The sequence below is a fragment of the Odoribacter sp. N15.MGS-14 genome, assembly GCF_000980245.1.
Lineage (GTDB): Bacteria > Bacteroidota > Bacteroidia > Bacteroidales > Marinifilaceae > Odoribacter > Odoribacter splanchnicus.
The window spans coordinates 1-24,199 of sequence record NZ_LARE01000025.1 but is presented as its reverse complement, the minus strand read 5'-3'; the positions used below and the strand labels follow the sequence as shown (position 1 = coordinate 24,199).

At 44.2% G+C, this 24,199-nt stretch carries 17 protein-coding genes; 9 read left to right on the top strand and 8 right to left on the bottom strand.

Features of this window, described 5'->3' with window-relative positions; all coding sequences use genetic code 11:
* Positions 1 to 1,302 carry an alpha-L-fucosidase gene (locus tag WS34_RS07400; RefSeq protein WP_013611287.1) on the top strand — a complete coding sequence of 434 codons (1,302 nt, stop codon included), beginning with the start codon at positions 1 to 3 and terminating at the stop codon, positions 1,300 to 1,302.
* A 15-nt stretch (positions 1,303 to 1,317) separates the two neighbouring features.
* On the top strand, positions 1,318 to 2,067 hold the full coding sequence (locus WS34_RS07395; protein WP_046404034.1) for a copper homeostasis protein CutC: 750 nt from the start codon (positions 1,318 to 1,320) through the stop codon (positions 2,065 to 2,067).
* Positions 2,068 to 2,582: 515 nt separating this feature from the next.
* Here the strand turns inward: WS34_RS07395 and WS34_RS07390 are convergent.
* The 4 genes from WS34_RS07390 to WS34_RS07375 all read right to left on the bottom strand — a co-directional run bounded on the left by WS34_RS07390 (position 2,583) and on the right by WS34_RS07375 (position 11,030).
* Positions 2,583 to 5,219, bottom strand: a complete 2,637-nt coding sequence (locus WS34_RS07390) for a transglutaminase-like domain-containing protein (RefSeq protein WP_046404032.1) — start codon at positions 5,217 to 5,219, stop codon at positions 2,583 to 2,585.
* 138 nt (positions 5,220 to 5,357) lie between these two features.
* Positions 5,358 to 7,043: an AMP-binding protein gene (locus WS34_RS07385; RefSeq protein WP_046404030.1), complete on the bottom strand. Its 1,686-nt coding sequence runs from the start codon at positions 7,041 to 7,043 to the stop codon at positions 5,358 to 5,360.
* A gap of 269 nt (positions 7,044 to 7,312) precedes the next feature.
* On the bottom strand, positions 7,313 to 8,773 hold the full coding sequence (locus tag WS34_RS07380) for an aminoacyl-histidine dipeptidase (RefSeq protein ID WP_013611282.1): 1,461 nt from the start codon (positions 8,771 to 8,773) through the stop codon (positions 7,313 to 7,315).
* A 58-nt stretch (positions 8,774 to 8,831) separates the two neighbouring features.
* Positions 8,832 to 11,030 (bottom strand): S9 family peptidase, encoded by a 2,199-nt coding sequence (locus WS34_RS07375; RefSeq protein WP_046404028.1) that lies wholly within the window; start codon positions 11,028 to 11,030, stop codon positions 8,832 to 8,834.
* 186 nt (positions 11,031 to 11,216) lie between these two features.
* Here WS34_RS07375 and tgt point away from each other — a divergent pair, with 186 nt between their 5' ends.
* The 7 genes from tgt to WS34_RS07340 all read left to right on the top strand — a co-directional run bounded on the left by tgt (position 11,217) and on the right by WS34_RS07340 (position 20,073).
* Positions 11,217 to 12,350 (top strand): tRNA guanosine(34) transglycosylase Tgt, encoded by a 1,134-nt coding sequence (gene tgt / locus WS34_RS07370; protein ID WP_046404025.1) that lies wholly within the window; start codon positions 11,217 to 11,219, stop codon positions 12,348 to 12,350.
* Positions 12,351 to 13,430 (top strand): LptF/LptG family permease, encoded by a 1,080-nt coding sequence (locus tag WS34_RS07365; protein ID WP_013611279.1) that lies wholly within the window; start codon positions 12,351 to 12,353, stop codon positions 13,428 to 13,430. It abuts the gene before it with no gap.
* Between the two features lie 77 nt (positions 13,431 to 13,507).
* Positions 13,508 to 14,731, top strand: a complete 1,224-nt coding sequence (locus WS34_RS07360; protein WP_046404023.1) for a pseudouridine synthase — start codon at positions 13,508 to 13,510, stop codon at positions 14,729 to 14,731.
* A 17-nt stretch (positions 14,732 to 14,748) separates the two neighbouring features.
* Positions 14,749 to 15,306 (top strand): UpxY family transcription antiterminator, encoded by a 558-nt coding sequence (locus WS34_RS07355; RefSeq protein WP_046404021.1) that lies wholly within the window; start codon positions 14,749 to 14,751, stop codon positions 15,304 to 15,306.
* A gap of 17 nt (positions 15,307 to 15,323) precedes the next feature.
* On the top strand, positions 15,324 to 17,741 hold the full coding sequence (locus tag WS34_RS07350; protein ID WP_286693665.1) for an SLBB domain-containing protein: 2,418 nt from the start codon (positions 15,324 to 15,326) through the stop codon (positions 17,739 to 17,741).
* Positions 17,741 to 18,886 (top strand): Wzz/FepE/Etk N-terminal domain-containing protein, encoded by a 1,146-nt coding sequence (locus WS34_RS07345; RefSeq protein ID WP_046404018.1) that lies wholly within the window; start codon positions 17,741 to 17,743, stop codon positions 18,884 to 18,886. The genes WS34_RS07350 and WS34_RS07345 overlap by 1 nt, the downstream gene beginning before the upstream one ends.
* A 152-nt stretch (positions 18,887 to 19,038) precedes the next feature.
* Positions 19,039 to 20,073, top strand: coding sequence for a Wzz/FepE/Etk N-terminal domain-containing protein (locus tag WS34_RS07340; protein WP_046404017.1), 1,035 nt, complete (start codon positions 19,039 to 19,041; stop codon positions 20,071 to 20,073).
* A 388-nt stretch (positions 20,074 to 20,461) separates the two neighbouring features.
* On the opposite strand, the gene WS34_RS07335 is transcribed toward WS34_RS07340, so the two are convergent.
* The 4 genes from WS34_RS07335 to WS34_RS07320 form a co-directional block, all read right to left on the bottom strand.
* Positions 20,462 to 20,896: a WxcM-like domain-containing protein gene (locus tag WS34_RS07335; RefSeq protein ID WP_046404016.1), complete on the bottom strand. Its 435-nt coding sequence runs from the start codon at positions 20,894 to 20,896 to the stop codon at positions 20,462 to 20,464.
* A 74-nt stretch (positions 20,897 to 20,970) separates the two neighbouring features.
* Complete coding sequence (locus WS34_RS07330) at positions 20,971 to 22,179, bottom strand: UDP-N-acetylglucosamine 4,6-dehydratase (protein WP_046404014.1); 1,209 nt, start codon at positions 22,177 to 22,179, stop codon at positions 20,971 to 20,973.
* A gap of 39 nt (positions 22,180 to 22,218) precedes the next feature.
* Positions 22,219 to 22,890 carry a sugar transferase gene (locus WS34_RS07325; protein ID WP_013611234.1) on the bottom strand — a complete coding sequence of 224 codons (672 nt, stop codon included), beginning with the start codon at positions 22,888 to 22,890 and terminating at the stop codon, positions 22,219 to 22,221.
* Positions 22,891 to 22,922: 32 nt separating this feature from the next.
* The gene (locus tag WS34_RS07320) at positions 22,923 to 24,137 is read right to left on the bottom strand and encodes a DegT/DnrJ/EryC1/StrS family aminotransferase (protein ID WP_046404011.1); all 1,215 of its coding nucleotides are present in this window, start codon (positions 24,135 to 24,137) and stop codon (positions 22,923 to 22,925) included.
* Positions 24,138 to 24,199: the final 62 nt, after the last annotated feature.

Sequence of the window (24,199 nt, the reverse complement as noted above, 5' to 3'; positions counted from 1 at the left end):
ATGAAAAAAAGATTTGTTGTATTAGGGTTACTTCTGCTCTGTTTGGGTGGAAAGGCTCAGGATGCTTATGTACCGTCTCCTGAGAATCTGGAAGCCCGGAAAGAATTTCAGGATAGTAAATTCGGTATTTTTTTACATTGGGGGTTGTATAGTATGTTGGCTCAGGGAGAATGGGTGATGACGAACCAGAACCTGGACCACATGGAATACCGCAAGTTGGCTTCTGCTTTTTATCCTTCCCGTTTCGATGCGGCTGAATGGGTGGCTGCAATAAAAGCGGCCGGAGCGAAATATATTTGTTTTACTACCCGGCATCATGAGGGGTTTTCTATGTTCGATTCCCGGTTTACGGATTACAACATCGTCAAGGCGACGCCTTTCGGCAGGGATGTTTTGAAGGAATTGGCAGAAGAATGTCATAAACAAGGGATAAAATTACATCTCTATTATTCTCATCTGGATTGGGACCGGGACGATTATTATCCGTTGGGGCGGACCGGACGTGGTACGGGACGTACGACCCATGGAGAATGGAAAACGTATTATCAGTTTATGAACGATCAGATTACTGAGTTACTGACCAATTACGGACCGATCGGTGCCATATGGTTCGACGGTTGGTGGGACCATGATCAGGATCCCGGATTCGATTGGCAGTTGCCTGAGCAATATGCCATGATCCATCGGTTACAACCGGCTTGTCTGATCGGTAATAACCATCACCAGGTACCTTTTGCCGGTGAAGATATTCAGATTTTTGAACGGGATTTGCCCGGAGAGAATAATGCCGGATTGTCCGGACAGGACATCAGCCGTTTGCCGTTAGAGACTTGCGAGACGATGAATGGCATGTGGGGGTATAAAATTGTAGACCAGAATTATAAATCGGTGAAAACCTTGATCCATTATCTGGTGAAAGCTGCCGGTAGAAATGCAAATCTCCTGATGAATATCGGACCGCAGCCTAACGGGGAATTGCCTGCTGCTGCACTCGAAAGACTGAAAGCAATCGGAGAGTGGACGAAGCAATATGGAGAGACGATTTATGGAACACGGGGGGGAGATATCAGTCCCAGAGATTGGGGGGTAACGACCCGCAAAGGAGATAAGCTGTATGTACATATTCTGAATTTGCCTGATAAAGGATTGTTTTTGCCTTTGACGACGGGGAAAGTGAAAAGTGCTGTCGTATTTAAAGACCGGAAACCGGTGAAGTTTTCACAAGATAAGAATGGGGTAGTTTTGGAGTTGGCTGAAGTGCCTGCCGAGCTGGATTACGTGATCGAATTGACCATAAAATAATAGACAGATAGTTGTATGCGACGTCAGGATTTTAAAATAGAGGTTTGTACTAATTCTGTGGAGAGTGTGAGGGCTGCTCTTGCAGGTGGGGCGGATCGGATAGAGCTTTGTGCCGGAATGCCGGAGGGAGGAACGACTCCTTCGTATGGTGAGATTTGTTTAGTAAGAGAGTTGATGCCTGCAGGGATGCATGTGATCGTGCGTCCACGAGGGGGCGATTTCCTATACCGGGAGGATGAACTTGAAGTGATGTACAGGGATATAGAAATGGCACGAAAACTGGGTGTCGATGGAGTCGTTTTCGGTTGTTTGACCCGTGAAGGAGAAGTGGACGAAGGCGTTATGAGAAAATTAATGGCTGCTTGCGGAGAAATGTCGGTGACTTTTCACCGGGCTTTCGATATGTGCCGTGATCCTTTTCAGGCTTTGCAGACGATCGAAAAGCTCGGGTGTGCACGAATTCTGACTTCCGGACAGAGTAATTCTGCTGAAACCGGCCTGCCTTTACTGAAAGAATTGGTGGCCCGGGCCCGGAACGTAATTATTATGCCCGGGTGTGGGGTCAATGCGGCTAATGTGCGGAAGATTGCCGAAAGCACCGGTGCCTTCGAATTCCATCTTTCTGCCCGTATCCGCCTAGGGAGCGATATGGTTTATCGCAATCCGGCTGTTTCAATGGGAGGTACGGTGCAAGTGGATGAGTACGGACGTGAGGTAAGTAGTCGCGAAAAGGTGGAGGAGGTGATCCGGAGGCTGGAGTACTGACGACTTGAAGGCCTGAGATAATGTAGGTTTGTTCTGTTACTTATTCGTCTGCGGTGTTCGTGTTCGGAGACCCGGTCGCTTCTGTCGGTCATCTGGCTTTTTCTTTCACTGACCGGCGGAACTCCTCACTTCGCAAAAAACTTTACGTTACGTTTCCGTCAGACACCACCGGTCGGTCAGAAAAAGCAAGACGACACTCGCCAGAGCTCCAATGGTCCCCGAACACGAACACCTCCGACTCCCGTTATCACTGCATGGAAAGCTAATCTTTTCCTTCTCCTTTCTTTGCCGGTTTGCTCTGCCGTTAAATGAAGGGTTTTATGCCGGAAGACCATTGGAGCAGGAACGAGGATCCGGTTAGGTTTTCCGAATGTCCGACCGATGGTGTCTGACGAGTTTGCGAGGAGTTCCGCCGGTCAGTGAAGGAAGGCCTTACCGGATCGTTCCAGGCGAACCGGTCTGACGGTATAAAACCCGGAATCGAATAGAAAGAAAAATATAAACCTGTGTTTTAACTATAATTTATGTATCGTTTTCATCAATTGTTCTCCTAATCCGATTGTATAGCCTTGGGAGATAAAAACGATCCGGTTGAACGTATCGGCGATGACGAAAATCGGCAGATTGTCATGCGATAGTTTCATATTTTCCTGAATCATTTTTTGTATCGTCTGATTTTGGTCCACTCCTAAAGTAATAGTACTTGGGAGATTCGGGAATTCTGTGGGATGAAAACTTTTTAACTGTTTTTCATCCGGGAAAAGCAATACCATGCCTCGTCCCCATGTCTCGAAATCCTGTTTTAAAACCGCTATATCCCGTAAGGCGTGGTTCGTCGGTTCCTGACCGGCCCCTAGTATACCGATAATGAAATATCCGCGTCCGGTGGTTTGCAGGATACTCTGAGGGGCAGAGCTATTTGCCGGAAGGAAGAAAGCTTCCGAATTCAAATTGCCGATCACTTTCACTTCATCCGGATTTTCCCGCATGATGAGTTCGGTTGTGGTCGTTTTTCCTTCTTCGATATTGAAAAATGTCGTATTACTCAGTACACCGCCGCTGGCTAATCGGGTACCGGTAACCAGCATATAGTATCCGGTGTCCAGGGACATCGAGTGCTTTAAGAGGTTCTCCCAATTACTACTGTTGTCTTCGGGAAAAGTCAATAGTTGAAATGTTCCGTTATGATATTTCGAAAGGGTGAAATGAGAATAATATAAGGGATTGGTGAGTGCTTTTACAGGCTTGTAAGTGGCAACCAATTTCCCTTGTGGAATATTTGCTTCGGTTGTGGCAGTGAAATCGACGTCCTGCCATTTACCGTCGGTTCCTGCATATTGGGTTTTACCGGTTACTTCGTCGATACGTGAGGCTATACCCAGACTCCTCAAAACCGCCACATAAAAAATAGCTCTGGAATGTTGGTCGGCAATCCGGGAATTCCAGACTCCTTGAGGCATCATCGGAATATGCTGCGGATTCAGTTCGTCCTGGATTGAAATATTTTTAATACACCATTGGGTCCAGAAGGAGGGGTTCTCCTTGATTTTTTCGGCTAACCCGGGAGATATCGCTTTTTGAAAAAAGTCTTTATAAGCAGTAAGCATTTCATTGGCTATTCGTGGATTCAGGATATACGCGTCGAATAAGGGATTTTCAGATACCGGCGTGTGTTGCAGGTGGTCTTTGAGTACAGCTTCGGGAGTATCACGCAGGTCTTTGTCAGAAATCACTTGCAATAATTGCAACGCCTGAACTCGCTGAGCTTTCGGTGTATGGCGCAGGAAACCGAGTATCTGGTCGTGGTTACCCCGGCTGGCAATAAGAAGTTTCGTCAAAGGGGCTGAAGGTAAACCTAATTCACCGGCGATGTCGTCAGCTTGTCCGGCATTTATAAAAGTGGCTGTATAGGCATTGCGGATCGAATCTTCCATTGCCATCCGGCGGGTGTTCTCTGCCCGTTGTTCCGGGGTAACGGTAACCGGGTTGGCATGCTCGGCCGGAGGTACGATGTCGAGTGGTAGGGTACTTACTTCCCCGGCTTGTTTATCCAGGATGATGGTGATTGCAGCATCTTTTGCAAAAGAGAGTTTGCCGTATCCGAATCGTTCGCCGTCGGTGGCCCAGACCAGCATATCTCCTTTTCCGGCTGATAAAGAGGCTTTGCCTTGGTCATTTGTCGTTTTAGATGCTACGGTGTAAAACTCTGCGTAATTATATAGTTTAAAATCGACTTGTGCATTTTTTACCGGTTGGTTGTCCGGCGTTGTGACGGTAACTGTTGCCTGTGTCGTCGGGGCATAATTGCCGATAACATTGATTTCGGTATAACCGGAGGTTCGGCTCATGACTTCTTCCGGGCCGTTGTAGCGACCGAATACTTTGGTGTGCATCAGCATCCCCCGGCTCGCCGGTGCATTGAACCAGCCTAAATCCAATACCGGTTCCGGTTCGCAAGCTCCCAGAAAATGCCATTGCCCGTCTACCCAGGCTTCTACCCAGGCATGGTTATCGTCGGTATGCGCCCAGCGGGGAGTATAAACCTGACGTGCCGGGATTCCTACAGAACGGAGAGCGGCAACCAGAAAGGTCGATTCTTCACCACAACGTCCATAAGCGGTTTTAACCGATGCTAAGGGCGAACTGGTGCGGGAATCAGAAGGAGTATAGATCACTTTCTCGTGACACCAGTGGTTGACTTCGAGTATCGCATCGTAAAGTGAAAGATTTTTTACCCGCTCTTTCAATTCCTCGTAAAATACTTTCCGCGATTCGTCCAGGTTTTCGTTATTGACCCGCACCGGTAAAACAAAGTGGCGGAATTCCCGTTCAGGAATCCGGCAACCCCAAGGCATTTCCTGTCTGGTTTTCAATGCATATCTGACGTTCATCAGATAATAATCCCCGCTATAGTCGGTGATATCTCCGATGGGCATGTAGGCATAGAGAAACATCAGGGCTTCACGTTCTTCGGTAGTCAATGAGGTCGTAAATATCCGGAACAGGTCTCCGTGGGGGAGGGCTTTTTGTTTGTCTTCGAAATCACGGGTCACTGTTGCCAATTCCGATTGATCCGAGAATAAATGTTGCTCTTTACAAGATAAGGTAAGCAATAGAAAAAAAACTAATGCCAGTTTGAATGTAAGATTCATAGATCGTTTTTTAGGTTAAGTTTGTATTTAGCCGAATGAATAATAATCCCCCAAAATTAATCAAAAGGAAACGGTGACAATACAGTCTTAAACCGTTTTAACTGCTGTCACCGTTATTACTGTTTTAACCGTAAACCCTTACTTGATATTGATGTTATTGTAGAGGAAACGTTTAATCTTATGTGTCGGTGTTTTTTCAAAGGGTTCATGCTGTACCAGCACTAATTGAAGCTTGGAAAAATTGTTTACCCTTGAATTTACATATTCGAATAATTCTTTTTTCTGCTCTTCTATATAGTCATTGATAGCGGTTTTGTAATTTCCGGCCTGGCTTTTTATTTTTTGGACTTGTTTTTCCAGTTCTTCCATATTGAAATGTACCATAGCCACTAATTTCCCTTTGGATTCTACAACCAGCGATTCATTGACAAAACGGAAATTATTGATGATCGATTCGATTTCTTCGGGATAGATGTTTTCACCGGAAGAACCTAATATCATGGTTTTGATTCGTCCGCGGATCGAAAGCCGCCCTTTGCGGTCGAAAGAACCCAAATCTCCGGTCTTAAACCAGCCGTCTTCGCTGAATACTTCCTGAGTTAATTCCGGTTTTTTATAATAGCCTTTCATAACATGGGGACCTTTGATCCAGATCTCTCCCTGGCCGGTCTTATCCGGTTCGTTGATTTTGATTTGCACCCCTTCCATGGCAGGACCTACGCCCTGTAAGAAGGTTCCCCGGGGAGCAGAACCTGCGGACATCGGAGAAGTCTCTGTCAAACCATAACCGATGGCATAAGGGAATTTAGCCTCTCTGAGAAAACGTTCTACTACAGGATCTATTTTCGAACCACCGATACCGAAGAAAACGATTTTTCCCCCGAAAGTCTGCATCAGTTTTTTTCCGGCCAGCCGATTGAATAATTTCCGGGTAGGCCCGAAATTGTATAAGGTCTTCATCAAGGCAGACGAAGTAAATTTAGGCAATACCTGGGTTTTATATATTTTTTCGATGATCAAAGGTACGGATAACATAACCGTAGGCCGTATCTTCTGCATGGCAGGTACCAATAATTTAGGTGTCGGTACACGGTCCAGATAATAAATCTGAGCTCCGAACATCACCGGTAGTAACAGGCCCAGGGTATTTTCGTAGGTATGGGCCAAAGGTAAAATGCTGAGAAAACGGTCTTGGATACTTACAGGTTGGATCGTAGCACATTGCCGCGCATTCCAGACCAGATTACGGTGAGTTAATTCCACCCCTTTGGAAAAACCTGTAGTTCCTGACGTATAGATGATCGAAGCCGTATCTTCTTCTTCTACTTGTATTACAGGAAGGGGAGTCAGGTTATCCAGACCGATATTGTTCTCCAGTTTGTCGATCGCTTCTACCGGATAGTCTTCCGGAATCCGGGCGAAAGTATTCATCAGAATCTTTTGTTCCAGATAACTCGTCTTTATATCGGCGACTAATTTATAAAGCAATTTAGATACAAAGATGATTTTAGATTCCGAATGTTCTAAAATATTTTGTATTTCTATACTGCTGAAACCCGGAAGAACCGGTACTGCAATAGCGCCGATCCGGGCAATAGCAAATTGAGTAATACCCCAATTCGGCATGTTAGCACTTAAAATTGCTATTTTATCACCTTTTTGGATGCCGGATGAAAGAAGATAATTAGCTATCGAAGTTACTTCGTTATAGAAGTCCTGGTAAGTTCGTTTGCCACTTTGAACAAAGTTCAAAGATAAATTGTTCTTGAATTTGGAACAGCTGTTAGAAAGGAGTTCCGGTAAAGTCAATTTCTTTAAGAGCATTATATTTAATAGTTGCAATTTGCTCACAAAGTTACAAAAAAATCTTGAATTCAACGTTGAAAAATGCTAATAATTCTAAGAGAATAAAACGTAAATTGTTAAAAATGAAAAACTTTATTTGAAGAAATCCTGTCGGAGGAGTCTGGTGGAAACCTGGAATTAAATCGGTTTATAAAGTTCATAAGTTTATAAAGTCGGTAACTTATGCGGGCGTAAAAAAGCGCCTGCAGGGGGGACACATAAAAAAAGAGTCCCGGAGGACTCTTTTTTTATTTAGCAGGAATGTTTTTCAAAGTAGCTTTGAGGTATTCCCAGAATTTTCCGACCGAGGCGATGTTTACCCGTTCGTCCGGAGAGTGAGGAGAGCAAATGGTCGGACCGAAAGAGATCATATCCCAATGGGTATATTTAGAACCCAGAATACCACATTCGAGTCCGGCATGAACAGCCATAACAGCAGGTTTCTTACCGTATAATTGTTCATAAATCTCCTGCATTTCTTTTAAAATAGCAGAATCCGGATTGGGTTTCCAGCCTGGATAATCGCCGTCGAACATGATTTTATCTGCTTTGGCTAATTCGAATACCGCCTGAATGGTTTGTGCCAAGGCTTCTTTGGCTGTTTCTACCGAAGAACGAAGCAAGGTGTTGATGATAATTTTTCCTTGTTCTGATCTTACAATGGCCAGGTTATTTGAAGTCTCTACCGTATCGGGCATCGAATCGATCATCCGGACAGCTCCGTTCGGGCAAGCCAGAATGGAATTGGTCAGACGGAACTGGGTACATTCGTCTATTACGGAGGCCGGTAGCTCACAAGCTTCGGCGGTTACTTGCAGGGTAGGCTCCTTAGCACTTAATTCGGCTTTATAAATTCCTTCAGCTTCTTTAATAGCTGCCTGTAATTTTGTTTCGTTGGCAGCCGGAATGACGACGAGGGCAAAAGATTCACGCGGAATAGCATTCCGAAGTGTACCTCCGCTGACAGAAGCTATGCGAATACCTAATTCTGCTGCATAAGTTTTCAAAAAACGGAATAACAATTTATTCGAGTTACCTCTTCCCAGGTTGATGTCCATCCCGGAATGGCCTCCTTTCAAACCTTTGATCCCCAAACGGAAAGCTTTGACTTGTGCTGGTACAGCTTCTTCCTTGTAGTTAAATTCGATCGTAGAATCAAGACCACCGGCACAACCTACATAAAGTTCTCCTTCCGTTTCTGAGTCGAGATTTAACAAGATGTCGCCTTTTAATACTCCCGGTTTTAAACCGTTAGCACCGTCCATACCGGTTTCTTCGGTAGCTGTGATCAGCACTTCCAGTGGACCGTGAGGAATGTCGGTCGCCGTAAGCATAGCCATGCCGGCAGCAACTCCCATGCCGTTGTCAGCCCCCAGAGTGGTGCCTTTTGCCCGTACCCATTCTCCGTCGACATAAGCTTGGATCGGATCTTTTTCGAAATCATGGTCCGTATCTTCATTTTTTTGAGGTACCATATCCAGATGGCCCTGAAGAATCACTCCCTTGCGGTTTTCCATACCCGGAGTGGCCGGTTTTCTCATAATAATATTCCCCACCTCGTCTATCTCTGCCTCGATATTGTTCTCTTTTGCCCATTCGAGCATAAATTTACGGGCTTGTTCTTCGTGGTTGGAAGGACGGGGGACTTGAGTCAATTTGTAAAAATTCTGCCAGATAGCAGTCGGTTTTAAGTCTTTGATTGAGTTCATATTTAAATTTTTAGGTTGATTTTTTCTTTATTGATTAGCGGTTTCGCCTGATCGGCGCTTATCTTTTCATGTGTTCATTCAAATATTTCACAAACCGATTGTACAACTGTAAGGTTGTATTGCCTCCGAAGATACTGTGGTTGCGGTTGGTGTAAATGGCCATGTCGAACTGTTTGTTGGCTTGTACCAGGCGTTCGGCCAGTTCATAGGTATTCTGTACGTGTACGTTATCATCGGCAGTACCATGACAAATCAACAGGTTGCCTTTTAATTTATCGGCCCAGTTCAAGGGGGCATTATCTTCATAACCCCGTTCGTTTTCTGCCGGTGTACGCATATAGCGTTCGGTATAGATCGAATCGTAATATTTGTAATGAGTGACAGGAGCTACTGCAATCGCTGTCGTGAAAATGTCATTTCCTTTCATGATACAGAGCGAAGACATAAACCCTCCGTAACTCCATCCCCAAATACCGATATTTTTAACGTCTACATCAGGTTGTGTGGCCAGCCATTTGGCAGCTGCGATCATATCGTCGCTTTCCAGTTTACCGAGTTGCATGTACGTACATTTCCGGAACTCTTCTCCACGAGCTGCCGTACCACGCGGGTCGATACAGGCAACGATATACCCCTCCTGGGCCAGATAATTCAACCAACTCAGATTCCAGTTGTTTTTTACTTGTTGTGAATTAGGCCCGCTGTATTGGGTGATCAGCAGCGGATATTTTTTGCCGGCTTCCTGATTTACCGGTTTCATGATCCACGCATTGAGCATCGTTTTACCGTCTGCTGCCGGAATTTGAATGAATTCAGGTTTTGCCAGATTATATGCTTTCACCGCCTCTTTCACCGCTTTATTATCTTCAAGCACTCTGACCTGTTTGCCTTTAGCATTATAAAGAGCGGTGACCGGAGGAGTATCCGTATTCGAAACAACGTTGATATAATAATTGAAGTTCTTACTGAAACTAGCTTCATTCCAGCCTTTTACCGGGGTCAGTTTCTTTTTTAATCCCTTTTCGTTAATGCTATAAATGTATTTTTCAAGTGGAGATTCTTCGTAGGAAGAATAGTAGAAGAGTTTGCGAACAGGATCATAACCGTAGAAATCGATGATATCGAAATTTCCTTTGGTAATCGCTTGTCTTTCCCGTCCGTTGAGATCGTAAAGATAAAGGTGCATATAGCCGCTTTTCTCGCTTGTAATGACAAACTGTGTACCGTTATCCAGAAAGACCAGATTGTCCAGATTGCTTTCGTCGATATAATATTTGTTTTCTTCCCGGTAAAGAGGAACAATCGTTCCGACTTTGGCATTGGCTAAGAGGACTTCCATTTTATTCTGGTGACGGTTCAGGCGAATGATAGCCAGTTTTTTAGGGTCCTGGGTCCAGCGTATCCGCGGAAGATAGATGTCGTCTTCTTCTCCTGTGTCCATCTTGGTCGTTGTCCGGTCCGAAACATCGTAAACATAAACGGATACTTTGGAATTTTTCTCTCCGGCTTTCGGATATTTGTAAACATAATTCGAGGGATACAGTTCGTTTTGTTTTAAAGCAGGACTTTGTCCTTCGAACATATTCATTTGAAATTCGCGTACATCCGATTCGTCGAATTTGATGTAAGCGATGGCCGATCCGTCGGGAGCCCATTCAAAAGCGCGGTTGAATGCGAATTCCTCTTCGTAAACCCAGTCCGGTGCGCCGTTGATGATGTGATTGTATTGTCCGTCTCTGGTGATCTGACGTTCTGAACCGAAACGGATATCATGGATAAACAGGTTGTTATCTCTCACGAAAGCAACTTGCAAACCGGTGGGAGAAAAAGTCGCCAACCGTTGGCTGCCACCTTCCGACAAAGGTTTGATTTCTTTATTTTTGAAATCGAAAAGATAATAATCGGCAGTGAACGAACGGCGGTAAATCGGTTTCTTATTGGTACAAATCAGTATCCGGCTTTCATCTGCATTGAAGGTATAATCGTCGATCCGGCTGACAGGAGAATCCTTCTGGGTTTTCAAATCCAGTAAAGTAGCGACAGGCAGACCCGTTTTATAGCTGTATTTGACTATACGTGTGCCATTGTTCTCTAAAACTGTATAATGTTCGCCGTCATTCATGGAACGTAATCCGTAAACTCCTTTGGTACGGAAAGTCCCGTCGACAAAAAAATCCTCCAGGGTTAATTGTTTTTGTGCAGATAACTGGCTGCAAAAGATAAACATAAGTAAAAAGATTCCGAAAAAATTTCTCATATCGTTCTGTAATTTTTATTTTTTTAGTTTGCAGTCCCAAAGGTTTGAAAAAAATCTTTGTTTTGCAAATGTTTGCAGAATTATCCTGAACTAAAAGTGTCTGAATACTTTTTACCTTTTAACCTTTTACCTTTAACCTGAAATTATTACCTTTGCGCACTAAAATACATAGCTCGGAATAATAATATGCAATATACTCTTTTAGCGAAAGATAAGAACAGTGAAGCCCGGTGTGGTGTTTTGACCACAGCACACGGGGAGATTCATACCCCTGTCTTTATGCCGGTGGGAACGGTGGGATCTGTGAAAGCAGTGCATATGAGAGAACTGAAAGAGGATATCCGGGCTGAGATTATTCTGGGGAATACCTACCATCTTTATTTACGACCGGGAACCGAAATTCTGCAGGCAGCCGGAGGATTGCACCGTTTTAATGGCTGGGACCGGCCGATATTGACCGATAGTGGCGGATTTCAGGTGTTTTCACTGACCGGTACCGGACGGAAGATTACAGAGGAAGGAGTGACTTTCCGATCACACATAGATGGTTCTAAACATCTTTTTACGCCGGAAAATGTCATGGATATCCAGCGTCAAATCGGCGCCGATATCGTGATGGCTTTTGACGAATGTCCGCCGGGAACCAGTGATTATAATTATGCCAGGCATTCACTCGGGCTGACTCAGAGGTGGCTGGAACGGTGTGTCGCGCGTTTTGACGAAACTGCACCGCTATACGGTTACGAGCAAAATTTATTTCCGATCGTTCAGGGATGTACTTACCGGGATTTGAGAGAGAAAGCCGCAGAACATGCCGTATCCCTGAACAGAGCCGGCTATGCGATCGGTGGTCTGGCTGTCGGAGAACCTGCTGAAGAAATGTATGCCATGATCGAGGTCGTCAATCGTATATTGCCTCAGGATAAACCACGTTATCTGATGGGAGTCGGGACGCCTGAAAATATACTCGAAGGTATACAAAGGGGAGTAGATATGTTCGATTGCGTGATGCCTACCCGTAATGGACGTAATGGTATGATTTTTACAACCGAAGGGACGATCAATATTAAAAATCAAAAATGGGACCGGGATTTTTCTTCTATAGATCCTGCTGCATTGAGTTATGTAGATACCGATTATTCGAAGGCTTATTTGCGGCATTTGATTAAATCCGACGAGATACTAGGGTTGCAAATTTGTTCCATCCATAATCTCTCTTTTTATTTGTGGTTGGTGAGAGAAGCCCGGAAACATATTCAGGCAGGAGATTTCGTAGAATGGAAGACAAAGCTGCTTCCGAAAATAACCAGAAGACTTTAGATGAAAAAACTTGATTTATATATTATACGCAAATTCCTGGGGACCTTTTTCTTTTCACTGGTCCTGATTCTGTGTATCGTCGTCGTTTTCGATCTTTCTGAAAAACTGGAAAAATTTTTGGAAAACGAAGCTCCGGTAAAAGCGATTGTGTTCGATTATTATAAGAATTTTATTCCCTATTTTGCGAACGTGTTCTCTTCGCTGTTTACTTTCATCTCAGTAATCTTTTTTACTTCGAAGATGGCCTATGACAGTGAAATTATCGCTATTTTGAGTACCGGGATCAGTTTCAGGCGTTTTTTATTCCCCTACCTGATGTCGGCTACCGTTATTGCTATTTTGTCGTTTTTGCTGGGGGCTTTTATTATCCCCAATGCCAATGAGAAACGGATTGAATTCGAAAAGCAATATATGGGTAAAAGATATGCCAATAAGGAACAGAATATACATCGTCAGATAGCTCCGGGTACTTATATCTATATGTCGTCTTATTCGGTGGCTTCGAATGTGGGATATGATTTCTCCATCGAAAATTTCAGGGGGGATACCTTGGTCAATAAGCTGACCTCTTCGCGGATTACCTGGGATAAGGAAAATAAAAAATGGGTGATCCATAACTGGAAACTCCGGGAAATAGAGGGAGATAAAGAAACGTATACGACGGGACAGAAACTGGATACTGTCATGGCTTTCCAACCTTCTGAATTTTCAGAGAATCCGAAGAAAATCCGGGAACAATTGACTTTTCCGGAACTGGATCGTTATATCGACCGGATGAAAATGCGGGGGAGTTCGAATGTGATCGAATTTCAGATTGAAAAATATAAAATGATTGCCAATGCATTCGCTACTTTTATATTGACTTTCATCGGTGTCAGTATCTCGTCACGTAAAATCAGGGGCGGAATGGGACTACATCTTGGAATAGGCTTGCTGATCAGCTTTTCTTATATCTTATTTATGCAATTTTCAACAGTTTTTGCAACAAATGGAAATATGAATCCGTTATTAGCAGTGTGGTTGCCTAATATTTTGTTTGCCATTATCGGAGTGTTTGTGTATAGGACGGCGCCCAAATAGTTTGAATGAAATACCTGAGTGAGAGAGACGTGTAAGCGGGAAAAAAAATTAAAATCAATGAATTAATATTATTTAGGATGGAAAGAGATTATAATAAAAATCGGCGTTCTTTTCGTTCCGAACGGTCTGAAAACCGTAGAGGATATGGAGCAGAGCAAGGAGAAAGACATACGGCCGGATCTGTGGGGAACCGTAACACTGCCAGAAGGTTTGAAAGGACTTCTGAACGGGACAATGGAGAAAGAAGAGAACGGAATTTTAACCGGGAGAAAGATACTTACAGAGAACGTCCGGCTAAATTCAGTAACCGCCGGGATTACCGTCCTAGTACAGAGGCAACCGACCGGCAGGACCGGACCGAACGTTCGGAACGGAAGGTATTGGTGAAACGTGATGCTCATACGGATAATCCACGCAGACCACGTATTTTCCGGCCAAGAGGTGAGGAGACCACCGGAAACAATCATTCGAATTATAATCGTCCTTTTGACCGCGATCGGAAAAAGATTTCCAGAAGAGAGAAAGAAGAACTGAGACAAAAACACTATAGTAAAAAGAAATTGTTGGCTCATCGGCTGAAAAATGAAGATGAAAATGCCGAATTGCGGCTGAATCGCTACATTTCAATGGGAGGCGTATGTTCTCGTAGGGATGCGGATGAATTGATCGTAGCCGGACGGGTGAAGGTAAACGGAGAAGTAGTTCAGACCGTCGGTTTGAAAGTACGGAAGAAAGACAAGGTGGAGGTGGACGACGTTCAGATTTTCCCCGAAAAGAAAGTATATCTCGTTTTAAATAAACCGAAAGATTATGTGACAACCGTCGAGGATCCGTTGGAGCGTAAGACGGTCATGGCCTTGGTCGAAGGTGCTTGTAAAGAAAGAATCTATCCGGTAGGGCGTCTGGACCGGCAGACGACAGGAGTGTTGTTGTTTACGAATGACGGCGATCTGGCTAAGAAATTAACCCATCCGAAATACGATCACAAAAAGATATATCATGTTTTTCTGGATCGTGTATTGACTGAAGAAGATTTTCAGGCTATAGCGAATGGAGTCCAGCTGGAAGACGGATTTATCAAAGCGGACGAGATCAGTTATACCTCTCCGGATTGTACTGAAGTGGGGATAGAGATTCATTCCGGAAAAAATCGTATCGTCAGACGTATATTTGAACATTTCGGTTACCAGATCATAAAGCTCGACCGGGTATATTTTGCCGGTATTACGAAAAAAAATCTGCCGCGGGGAACATGGCGTTTCCTTACTCCGAAGGAAGTGACTATGTTGAAAGTTTATTAAGTGCTAAGCTATTGTTTATGGAGAGTGTTTTTTCCTGGTATGCTGTGTATACAGCAGCCAGGGCTGAAAAAAAAGTAAAAGAACGACTCGATCAGATTGGTATTGAAAATTATCTTCCGTTAAGGACTGAATACAGGGTGTGGAGTGACCGGAAAAAAAAAGTGTCGGTGCCTTTGATTTCCGGATATATTTTTGTACATATAAAAGAAGAAACCTTTGTTCCTGTGCTGACAACTCCGGGGGTGGTTACTTTCCTGAAAGAAAAGGGAAAAGCGGTAGCTATTCCGGCTGAACAGATCGAACGTTTACGTTTTGTCGAAAACCAGACCGACGAACCGTTGGAAATTTCTTACGAGGATATTCCTGCAGGTACTTTAGTAGAAGTTGTTCGGGGTAAATTAGCTGGATTTCAAGGAGAGATGGTGCAGATCCGGGATAAATACCGGATTGTTTTACGTTTGGAAAAATTAGGGTGTGCTTTGATTACGGTAGCAGCCAGTTGTGTTGAAAAAGTGAAAAATTATTCTAAGAAGGGGTATGTTTTGGGCTTTTTGTTTATTTTTGTGACTCATTGAAATAACATAGAATAAAAATGAATAATAAAATAAAGGTGAAGAAGTTATTCTTACTCATATTGTTCGTGCAATTTATATCTGTTGCATTTGCTCAGATGTCGGACGATCAGGTTGTAGCCATGGTTAAAGAGGCTCAGAATCAGGGAAAAACTCAACAACAAATCATTATGATGCTGGGACAAAAAGGAGTTACCCAGGAACAATTGATTCGTATAAAAAATAACTATACCGGTAAAAAAAGTACGGCCGGAGAACAAACGGGGAACGGAATGAGCCGGTTGAGGCAAGAAAATCCTCCTGCAGTCAATATATTGGATTCTTTGAATCTGGAGGAAGATAAAGAGCTTCTTTTCTCAAAAGATTCAGTGCCTGAAATAAGGATTTTCGGACGGGATATTTTTAATAACAAACAATTGACTTTCGAACCTAACCTCAATATAGCTACGCCGGAAAATTATGTGCTTGGTCCCGGAGATGAGATTATTGTGGATATTTGGGGGGGGTCGGTAAAGACTATTCGGCAATATATTGCACCGGATGGAAATATCACGATCGAAGAGATCGGACCGATTTATCTGAATGGCTTGAAAATAGAAGAAGCTTATCAACGGGTAAAGAATGCATTGTCCCAGGTATATGCTTCATTAAATAGTGATCAGCCGGATACTTTTATAAAAGTGTCCTTAGGAAACGTGCGGAGTATCCGGGTGAATGTGATGGGGGAAGTGGCGATGCCGGGTACCTATACCTTACCCTCTTTGGCTACTTTGTTTCATGCTTTATATAATGCCGGAGGAGTCGGTGAAATCGGTTCCATGCGGAATATTACGGTAAATCGCAAAGGAAAAGTTGTCGCCGATGTAGATGTATACGATTATCTTTTAAAAGGGAGAAGCGATCTGGACATCAGCCTGAATGACGGGGATGTGGTGCTCGTTGCACCTTATGCCAATTTGGTTTCCCTGACAGGAAAGGTAAAGCGTCCGATGATCTATGAGATGAAAGATACGGAGACAGTCGGCGATTTGTTGGAGTATGCCGGAGGTTTTAAGGGAGATGCTTATAAAAATGCTGTTCGGGTAATTCGAAAAAGTGGACGGGAATATCAGGTATATAATGTCGAAGAAGGAGAGTTTAAAAATTTTCCTTTGGTAGATGGGGATTCTATTTCTGTAGATCCGATGTTGAATCGTTTTGAAAATCGGGTTCAGATTCGGGGAGCTGTGTACCGGCCCGGATTATACGATTTAGGAAAAGTAACTACAGTGAAGGAATTGATTGAAAAAGCAGAGGGAATTACTGAAGACGCCTTTGTTAACCGGGCTGTATTATTCCGCCAGAAACCCGATTTAACTCAGGAAGTGGTCGCTCTCAATGTAACCGGGATATTGAGTGGTTCGGCTGCCAATCTGCCTTTGCAAAAAAACGATGAATTGTATATTCCTTCGATATTCGATTTGCAGGAAGAATATACATTGTCCGTAAAAGGGGCTGTAAGGGTACCGGGCATATACAAATATGCCGATAATGCCACAATTGAAGACCTGATCATTCAGGCCGGCGGTTTATTGGAGTCCGCTTCGACAGTGAAAGTCGATGTGGCTCGCCGGATTAAAAATCCGAAGAGCTTGACCGGAGCGACTAAATTGGCTGAAAACTTTACTTTCACTTTAAAGGATGGATTGATTGTGGATGGTAAACCGGACTTTACTTTGGAACCCTATGATGAAGTATTTGTCCGTAACTCTCCGGGATATCAGGTACAGCAAAATGTAACAGTTACCGGCGAGGTATTGTTTGAAGGAAATTATGTCTTATCCCAGAAAGGGGAACGGCTTTCGGATTTAGTGAAAAGAGCAGGTGGACTGATGCCGGAGGCATATGCAAAAGGGGCCCGTTTGCTCAGACAGATGACACCGGATGAAAAGGCTCGGGTGGAATCTGTATTGAAACTTTCCAAACAAACGGATAAAGATTCGATCGACATTAACCGTCTGGATATCGGTAATACCTATTATGTCGGTATCGAGCTGAAGAAAGCGATCGAAAATCCCGGGTCGGATTATGATGTCGTATTACGGGAAGGGGACCAGCTCGTTGTCCCTCAGTATACAGGAACGGTGAAGATCAGTGGGGCGGTGATGTATCCGAATACTGTCGTATACAAAAAGAATGCGAAGTTGAATTATTATATAGAACAGGGCGGAGGATTCGCTTCACGGGCGAAGAAACGCAGGGTGTTTATCGTGTATATGAACGGTACGGTACAGAAATCCAAGACTTTCTCTAAGGCCAAGGCTGCTCCCGGTTGTGAAATCATTGTACCGGTAAAACCGCCTAGAAAAGGTGTCGGTTTGGCCGAAATCATGAGTATCGCTTCCTCTACCACGTCTATGGCTGCATTAGTTACATCAATTATTAATAGCACGAAGTAATGGCTACAGATTCGACGAGTAATCAACCGGTTCAACCGGAAAATGAAATAGACCTGATCGAGGTTGTAAAGAAATTATGGGCAAAGCGGAAATTTATCCTCAAGGTGACTGTCGTTTGTGCATGTCTCGGAATATTGGTCGCTTTGTTCAGTGCTAAAGTTTTTACCGCTTCCTGTACGATTGTTCCCCAGACAGGTGAAAAAACGACTGGAGGAAGTTTGAGTGGCTTAGCTGCTATAGCGGGTATAAACATCGGATCTTTAGGTTCCGGAGATGTGTTGTCGCCGAAGATTTATCCTAAAATATTGGCTAGTGTACCTTTCCAAAAGGAAATTATGCAGACAGCGATCAAATTTGAGGAATACGATCAGCCGGTGAAATTGCTGGATTACTATACTGCCGATGAATATGCCCAATTTTCTTTAGGGGGAACAATACTGAAATATACGATCGGTTTGCCCGGAGTGATTATCGGGGCTATTCGTGGGGAAGAACCGGAACCTCAATATGGAGAAGGGGCTGTTGCTACTTTGGAATCCCTGTCTAAAGACGAGGCAGAATGTATCAAGACCTTGAAAGATAAGATCAATATGAACCTCAACGATAAAGACGGGTATATTACTTTGTCTGTCGATATGCCTGAACCTTTGGCTGCAGCTCAATTGGCTGCCAAAGTACAGGAATTATTGCAGCGTTATGTAACCGACTTTAAAATTCAGAAGGTGAAGGCGAATCTGGAGTTTGTGGAAGGTCGCTATGAAGAGGCTAAAAAAGAATATGAAAAGAAACAGGAAGAGCTGGCTATTTTTAACGATGCCAATCGTAATCTGGTTTCCAATGTAGCTAAAACTACCCAGGAGCGTTTGAATAACGAATATACACTACTATTCGGCGTATACAGTGAACTGGCCAAACAACGCGAGCAAGCCAATATTCAGGTAAAAGAAACGACTCCGGTATTTACCGTTGTAGAACCGGTAACTATACCGACCGAACGTTCAAAACCCAAAAGAGGACTGATTTGTATCGCCTTTACTTTTTTAGGTGGTTTTATCGGTATCGGTTTGGTATTGACTTTACCTTTCCTGGCTCAGGTTTCCGGTTGTAAGCGTTTAAAAGGATGGTTGCCTGAAGAAAAAGAATAATTTTCCATAAGACTTTATAAAAAAAGCTATCGAATAATAAATTTCGATAGCTTTTTTCTTTATTGTGCGGGAGGTCCGAATATTTTTATACTTTTGTGGTATCCTTTAAAGCGGGAAAACTTAAAGGATTGAACGACTAAGTAAATATAACGATGGAAAATGAAGAAATCGATTTAATCGAAGTCATGGCGAAGCTGTGGCATCGCAAAAGGACAATAATGTATATTGCCTTGTTTTTTCTGGTGGGTGGTTTGGTTTTAGCTTTCTTTTTACCAAGGAAATATACCGCTCAATGTACCCTGGGTTTGGAAATGGAAGACCGGACAACGCGGATCAGTGTCGAAGGAATGTCGCCTTTTCAGAGTATGCCGATGGGAGATATGCGGAATACGCGTATTGTTTCGCCGGCTATGTATCCGGATATTTTTTTCAGCGTGCCTTTTCAGAAAGAGTTGATCTATTCTCCTTTATACATCGATGAGAGAGGAGATACGGTTACTTTCTATAACTATCTGGTGCCCGGTCCGGAACGTTTGGCTTTGGTAGCCGATCCTTCACAGGTGGAACAGCTGACAGAAGAAGAAAGTAAATGTCTGGCTTATTTAAAAGATGCTTTTTCTGTAAAAGTAAATAACAAAGACGGTAATCTGAAAATTACTCTGGATCTGCCCGATCCGAAACTTTCGGCTTATCTGACGAATCGGGCACAGGCTATGCTGCAGACATACATTGCGCGGTTTCGTATCGCCAAAGCTCAGGCTGCTCTCGATTTTGTAGAGGAACGTTATACGGAGGTGAAAAACGAACTGGAGAAAAAGCAACAGGCTTTAGTACAATTCCGCGAAAAACATCCGGACCGGACATCCGTGCAATTAGAAACGGAAGAGAAAATACTGACCAACGATTACGAGTTGTTTTTCGGACTTTATTCCGATATTGTAAAGCAACGGGAGAAGGCAAAAATCCAGGTGAAAGAAGATATGCCGGTACTGACGGTAATCGAACCTGTCGTAGAACCGACCGTTCCTTCTAAACCACAGCGTGCAGTGATTGTGTTGGCTTCTTTATTACTGGGATTATTCGTCGGTTGTGGTTTTGTGCTGATTCAACCTATCTTTTCTCAGATCGTATCTTCAAAAAAGCAGGCGCATACCATCCCGATTAAACGAATGAAAAAAATCTCCTGAACTGTAGGTTTAGTTTTTTTCTTTCTGTTTCGGTTTTTATACCGTCAGCACTACGGGCCAAAGGAAGGGGAAGAAAAATACTGATTTCTAAATTGATTCCTAAGGTAAGGAATCAGAAGACCTCTGTTTTATGGTGTTCCTGTTTTCCAGATCGAGGTTAGTTTGCCATGCAGTGATAACGGGAATCGAAGGTGATCGTGTTCGGGGACCATAGGAGCTCTGTCGAGTGTTGTCTTGCTTTTTCTGAATGCCCGACCGGTGGTGTCTGACGGAAACGTAACGTAAAGTTTTTTGTGCAGTGAGGAGTTCCGCCGGTCAGTGAAAGAAAAAGCTAGATGACCGACAGAAGCGACCGGGGCACCGGACACGACCAACTACCGGAATAAGTCTACCATAAATTCCAATCCATCCACATATCCTTGTCATATCTCCAGCTGTCATGTACCGCATCCGACAGTATTTTATCCGAATACACGAGCAGTATCGAATCCGGTTCGTTAGCTTTGATTCCGTTGGCATAACCTTCCGGAATCAGTAATATCTTACTTTCTGCTGCCGTTAATTGAAAAATTTCCGGTTCCAGCTTGGGGGACGGATTTTCCCAGTTGTCGATTTTTACAAAAGCAGTAGTAAACGATCCCCTGACAGTATAAAACCATTTCTTTTCGTGCTGATGGGCATGCCAGGCCCGGATGATAGAGGTATCCTTTTGATGAATAATATAAAAACGCTTGATTTCTTGCATGTCGAGGTTATTCACATGAGAAATCTGCCCCCGGTAATCGGTAAAAATACCTCCTTCGATGAATTTAATGTCGGACATAGATGAATGTTTTAATCGTTAAGTAATTTCCAGGTTTCTCTAAACAATTATGGAGTAATTCCCATCAAAAAATATTACATCTTCTGATCCAGGTTTTTCCCTTTTTCCATATGTTCAAAATTGGGGATAAATGCTTTCATCGTTCCGACAATATCTTCTTTTTCTGTTTTCTGGTCGTTCAATACCGCCTGCAATCTTTCCAGAAAAGTATCCAGTTCTTCCATCCGTCGGGCCTTCAGGTCTTCAATCACTCCCAACGATCCGAAGCGTTCCGGATTAATTTTTTCCCCCTTCACGTAAAATTCCTCAAACCCTTTTTCTCCTGTCGTATCCGAGGTGAAATAATACACCGGATATACTTTACTATCCACCGGCATCTCCGCGGCAAACCGCCGGGCTTCCTCCTCCGAGGCACACTGCTTCACCTCATATCCCAGACTATGCAGGAACCGGTCGGCGATAGAGGAGAAGGTCATCATCTGCTCTGCTCCCAGTTTCGGGAAAAAGATCTCCCGGTTTTGCCCCAGAATGCAGGCCAGCATACAGATCTGTCCACTCTCGTCAGGAGAAACGAAATAGCGTTTCACATCGTTCGGCGAACTCAGCGGCTGACGCTTCATCAGCCGGCCGATAAATCCGGCCAGCAGACTTCCGTTCGAAAAAGCCACATTGGCAAAACGGGCCGTCGATATTTTGAACCGCGAAGAATAGGCCATGATCATTTCCTCCATGATCTTCTTGCTGGCTCCCATGATATTTACAGGATTGGCCGCCTTATCCGTCGACACACAGAAGAAATGACGCGGCGGAAATTCAGATAACAAATCCAACAATTTCCGTGCTTTCAGCACATTATTCTCCAGCAACGCCTGAACGGAATATTTATCCTTCTCGGTCCGCACATGCTTGTGGGCTGAAAAATTGGCCACAATATCGAATCCCTGCTCTGCCCGGAAAATCTTTTCAAAGACCGGATCGGCAAAACTGAGCGGATAAGTCCGGTATTCTTCCGGCACATACATCCCGTACGTCGAGCGCAGATCCCTCGTCAGTTCCGCCAGCCCGTTCTCACTGATGTCCACAACCACCAGCTTTGAAGGACGGAAAGGCAGCACCGCCCGGATATACGACGAACCGATCGTCCCGGCACCGCCGATCACCAAAACACGTTTACCTTCTATTTCCGCGCGAAGCTTATCCCGGTTCGCCTCAATGTCCGCTGCGAACATGCTCTTTTGCCGGCCCGTTATGTGGTCGGCTATAAATTGACTGACATTCAACATCTGCTTAATTTTAATTTGATTTCAAATTCAGGTAAGAAATTATTTCAAATACTCCGGCCGCTCCGGCAGTCCTTTCAGCCAACGGAAAGGCAGCTCACTTTCCGGCTTCACGATCACCCAGGCCGTCAGGAAGATCAGTTTAATATCCAGCCATAACGAAGCATGTTGTTGGTACCAGATTTCCAGTTCACCTTTGTACGGAGCGATTTTCTCCGTATAAAACACGACAGGATCGATCCCCGGTTGCGACAACAACCGCTCCTCATCCCGGAAAACAATCGAGCCGAGCCCCGTGATTCCCGGCCGCACATTATAAATCACCCGTTGTACATGTTCCGGAAAACGTTCGAAATCCACCTTCATCTGCGGACGCGGCCCTACGATACTCATCGTTCCACTGAGTACATTCAATATCTGCGGCAATTCATTGATCTTCGTCTTCCGCAAAAAACGGCCGAAAGGCAATACACGCGGATCATTCCGGGTGGTCAGGCTGCCTGTCCCCATATTGGGGGAGTTCTTCAGCATGGTGGCGAACTTAAAAATAGAAAACATCCGGTTCCTGTACCCAACCCTTTTTTGCAGATACCATACCTTATGTTCTCCCGTACACCACAAAATCAGCATACAGGGCAATAACAGCCACGACACGCACACCAAGGCAATAAGTGCCAGCAGTACGTCAAAGACAACCTTCAAAAATTTGTACATAAATTCGGATTATAAAAAGAAGGAAAGAAATGTTATTTTACAGCTTCATAGGCTTCGGCAACGGTATCTACGATGATACGCAGCTGTTCCCGGGTTAAATGATTATAAACCGGAAGACTGATTTCATTGGCATACAACCGGTATGTATTCGGATAATCTTCCATTTTATATCCCCGGTTCTTGAACAAAGTCAGCATAGCCATCGGTATGTAATGTACATTCACCCCGACACCCTTTTCACTGATATATTGAATCATGGCATCCCGTTTCGCCTCATCGAAATCCTTGATCCGGAGCAGAAACAGATGATAAGAACTCTCCGTATCCCGGTGATGATAGGGGGGAATAACAGCCCAATCCCGTTTTGAAAACTCCCGGACATAAAATTCAAAAATGGCTTTCCTTTCGGGCAGAAACGTGGATTTATACCGGCGCATCTGGGCCAACCCGACAGTAGCGCACAAATCCGGCATATTCACTTTCAGGCCCTGATCGATGATATCATACCGCCACGCACCCACCTGATTTTTTTCGAAAGCACTCTTGTTTTGTCCGTTCAATGCCAAAGCCCTCAGGTAAGTCAGTTCGTTCTGATTGCCGAAAGGCTGCGGTAAATTCAATACAATTGTACCGCCTTCCCCTGTCGTTATATTTTTTACGGAATGCAGGGAGAAAACGGTAACATCGGCCACGGTTCCGGAAGCTTTTCCTTTATAAAAAGCCCCTAAGGAATGGGCGGCATCGGCCAAAAGCATTATCCGGCCCAATTGCTTTTGCCTCCCGGAGGCAGGCCGGTACAATGCCTTCACTTCCGGGTCGTCCACTACTGCCCGGATGGCATCGTAATCACAGGGATACCCTCCGATATCGACAGGTAATATCACCTTGGTGTGTTCATTGATCGCAGCTTTTATCTTTTCCGGATCGATGGTAAAATCATCTTTTACGTCTACCATCACCACCTTTGCCCCCATATTCATGGCACACAAAGCCGTTGCACTGTAAGTGTAAGCGGGGATAATCACTTCATCACCAGGACCTACTCCCAGCCACCGTAGCATCAGCATCGCCCCGGAGGTCCACGAATTTACACACAAAACAGCTTCACCTCCTGTGAACTGACGGATTTCATCTTCCAAAGCACGGGCTTTGGGGCCTGTCGTCAACCAGCCCGTATGAGTCAGGGTATCATGCATTTCTGCTATTACCTCATCATCGATGACAGGTAAGGAAAAAGGGATTTTCATTGAAATAGATTATTTAATATGAAACACTTTCAGAAAGCACCAGTATCCAACATGAAATACAG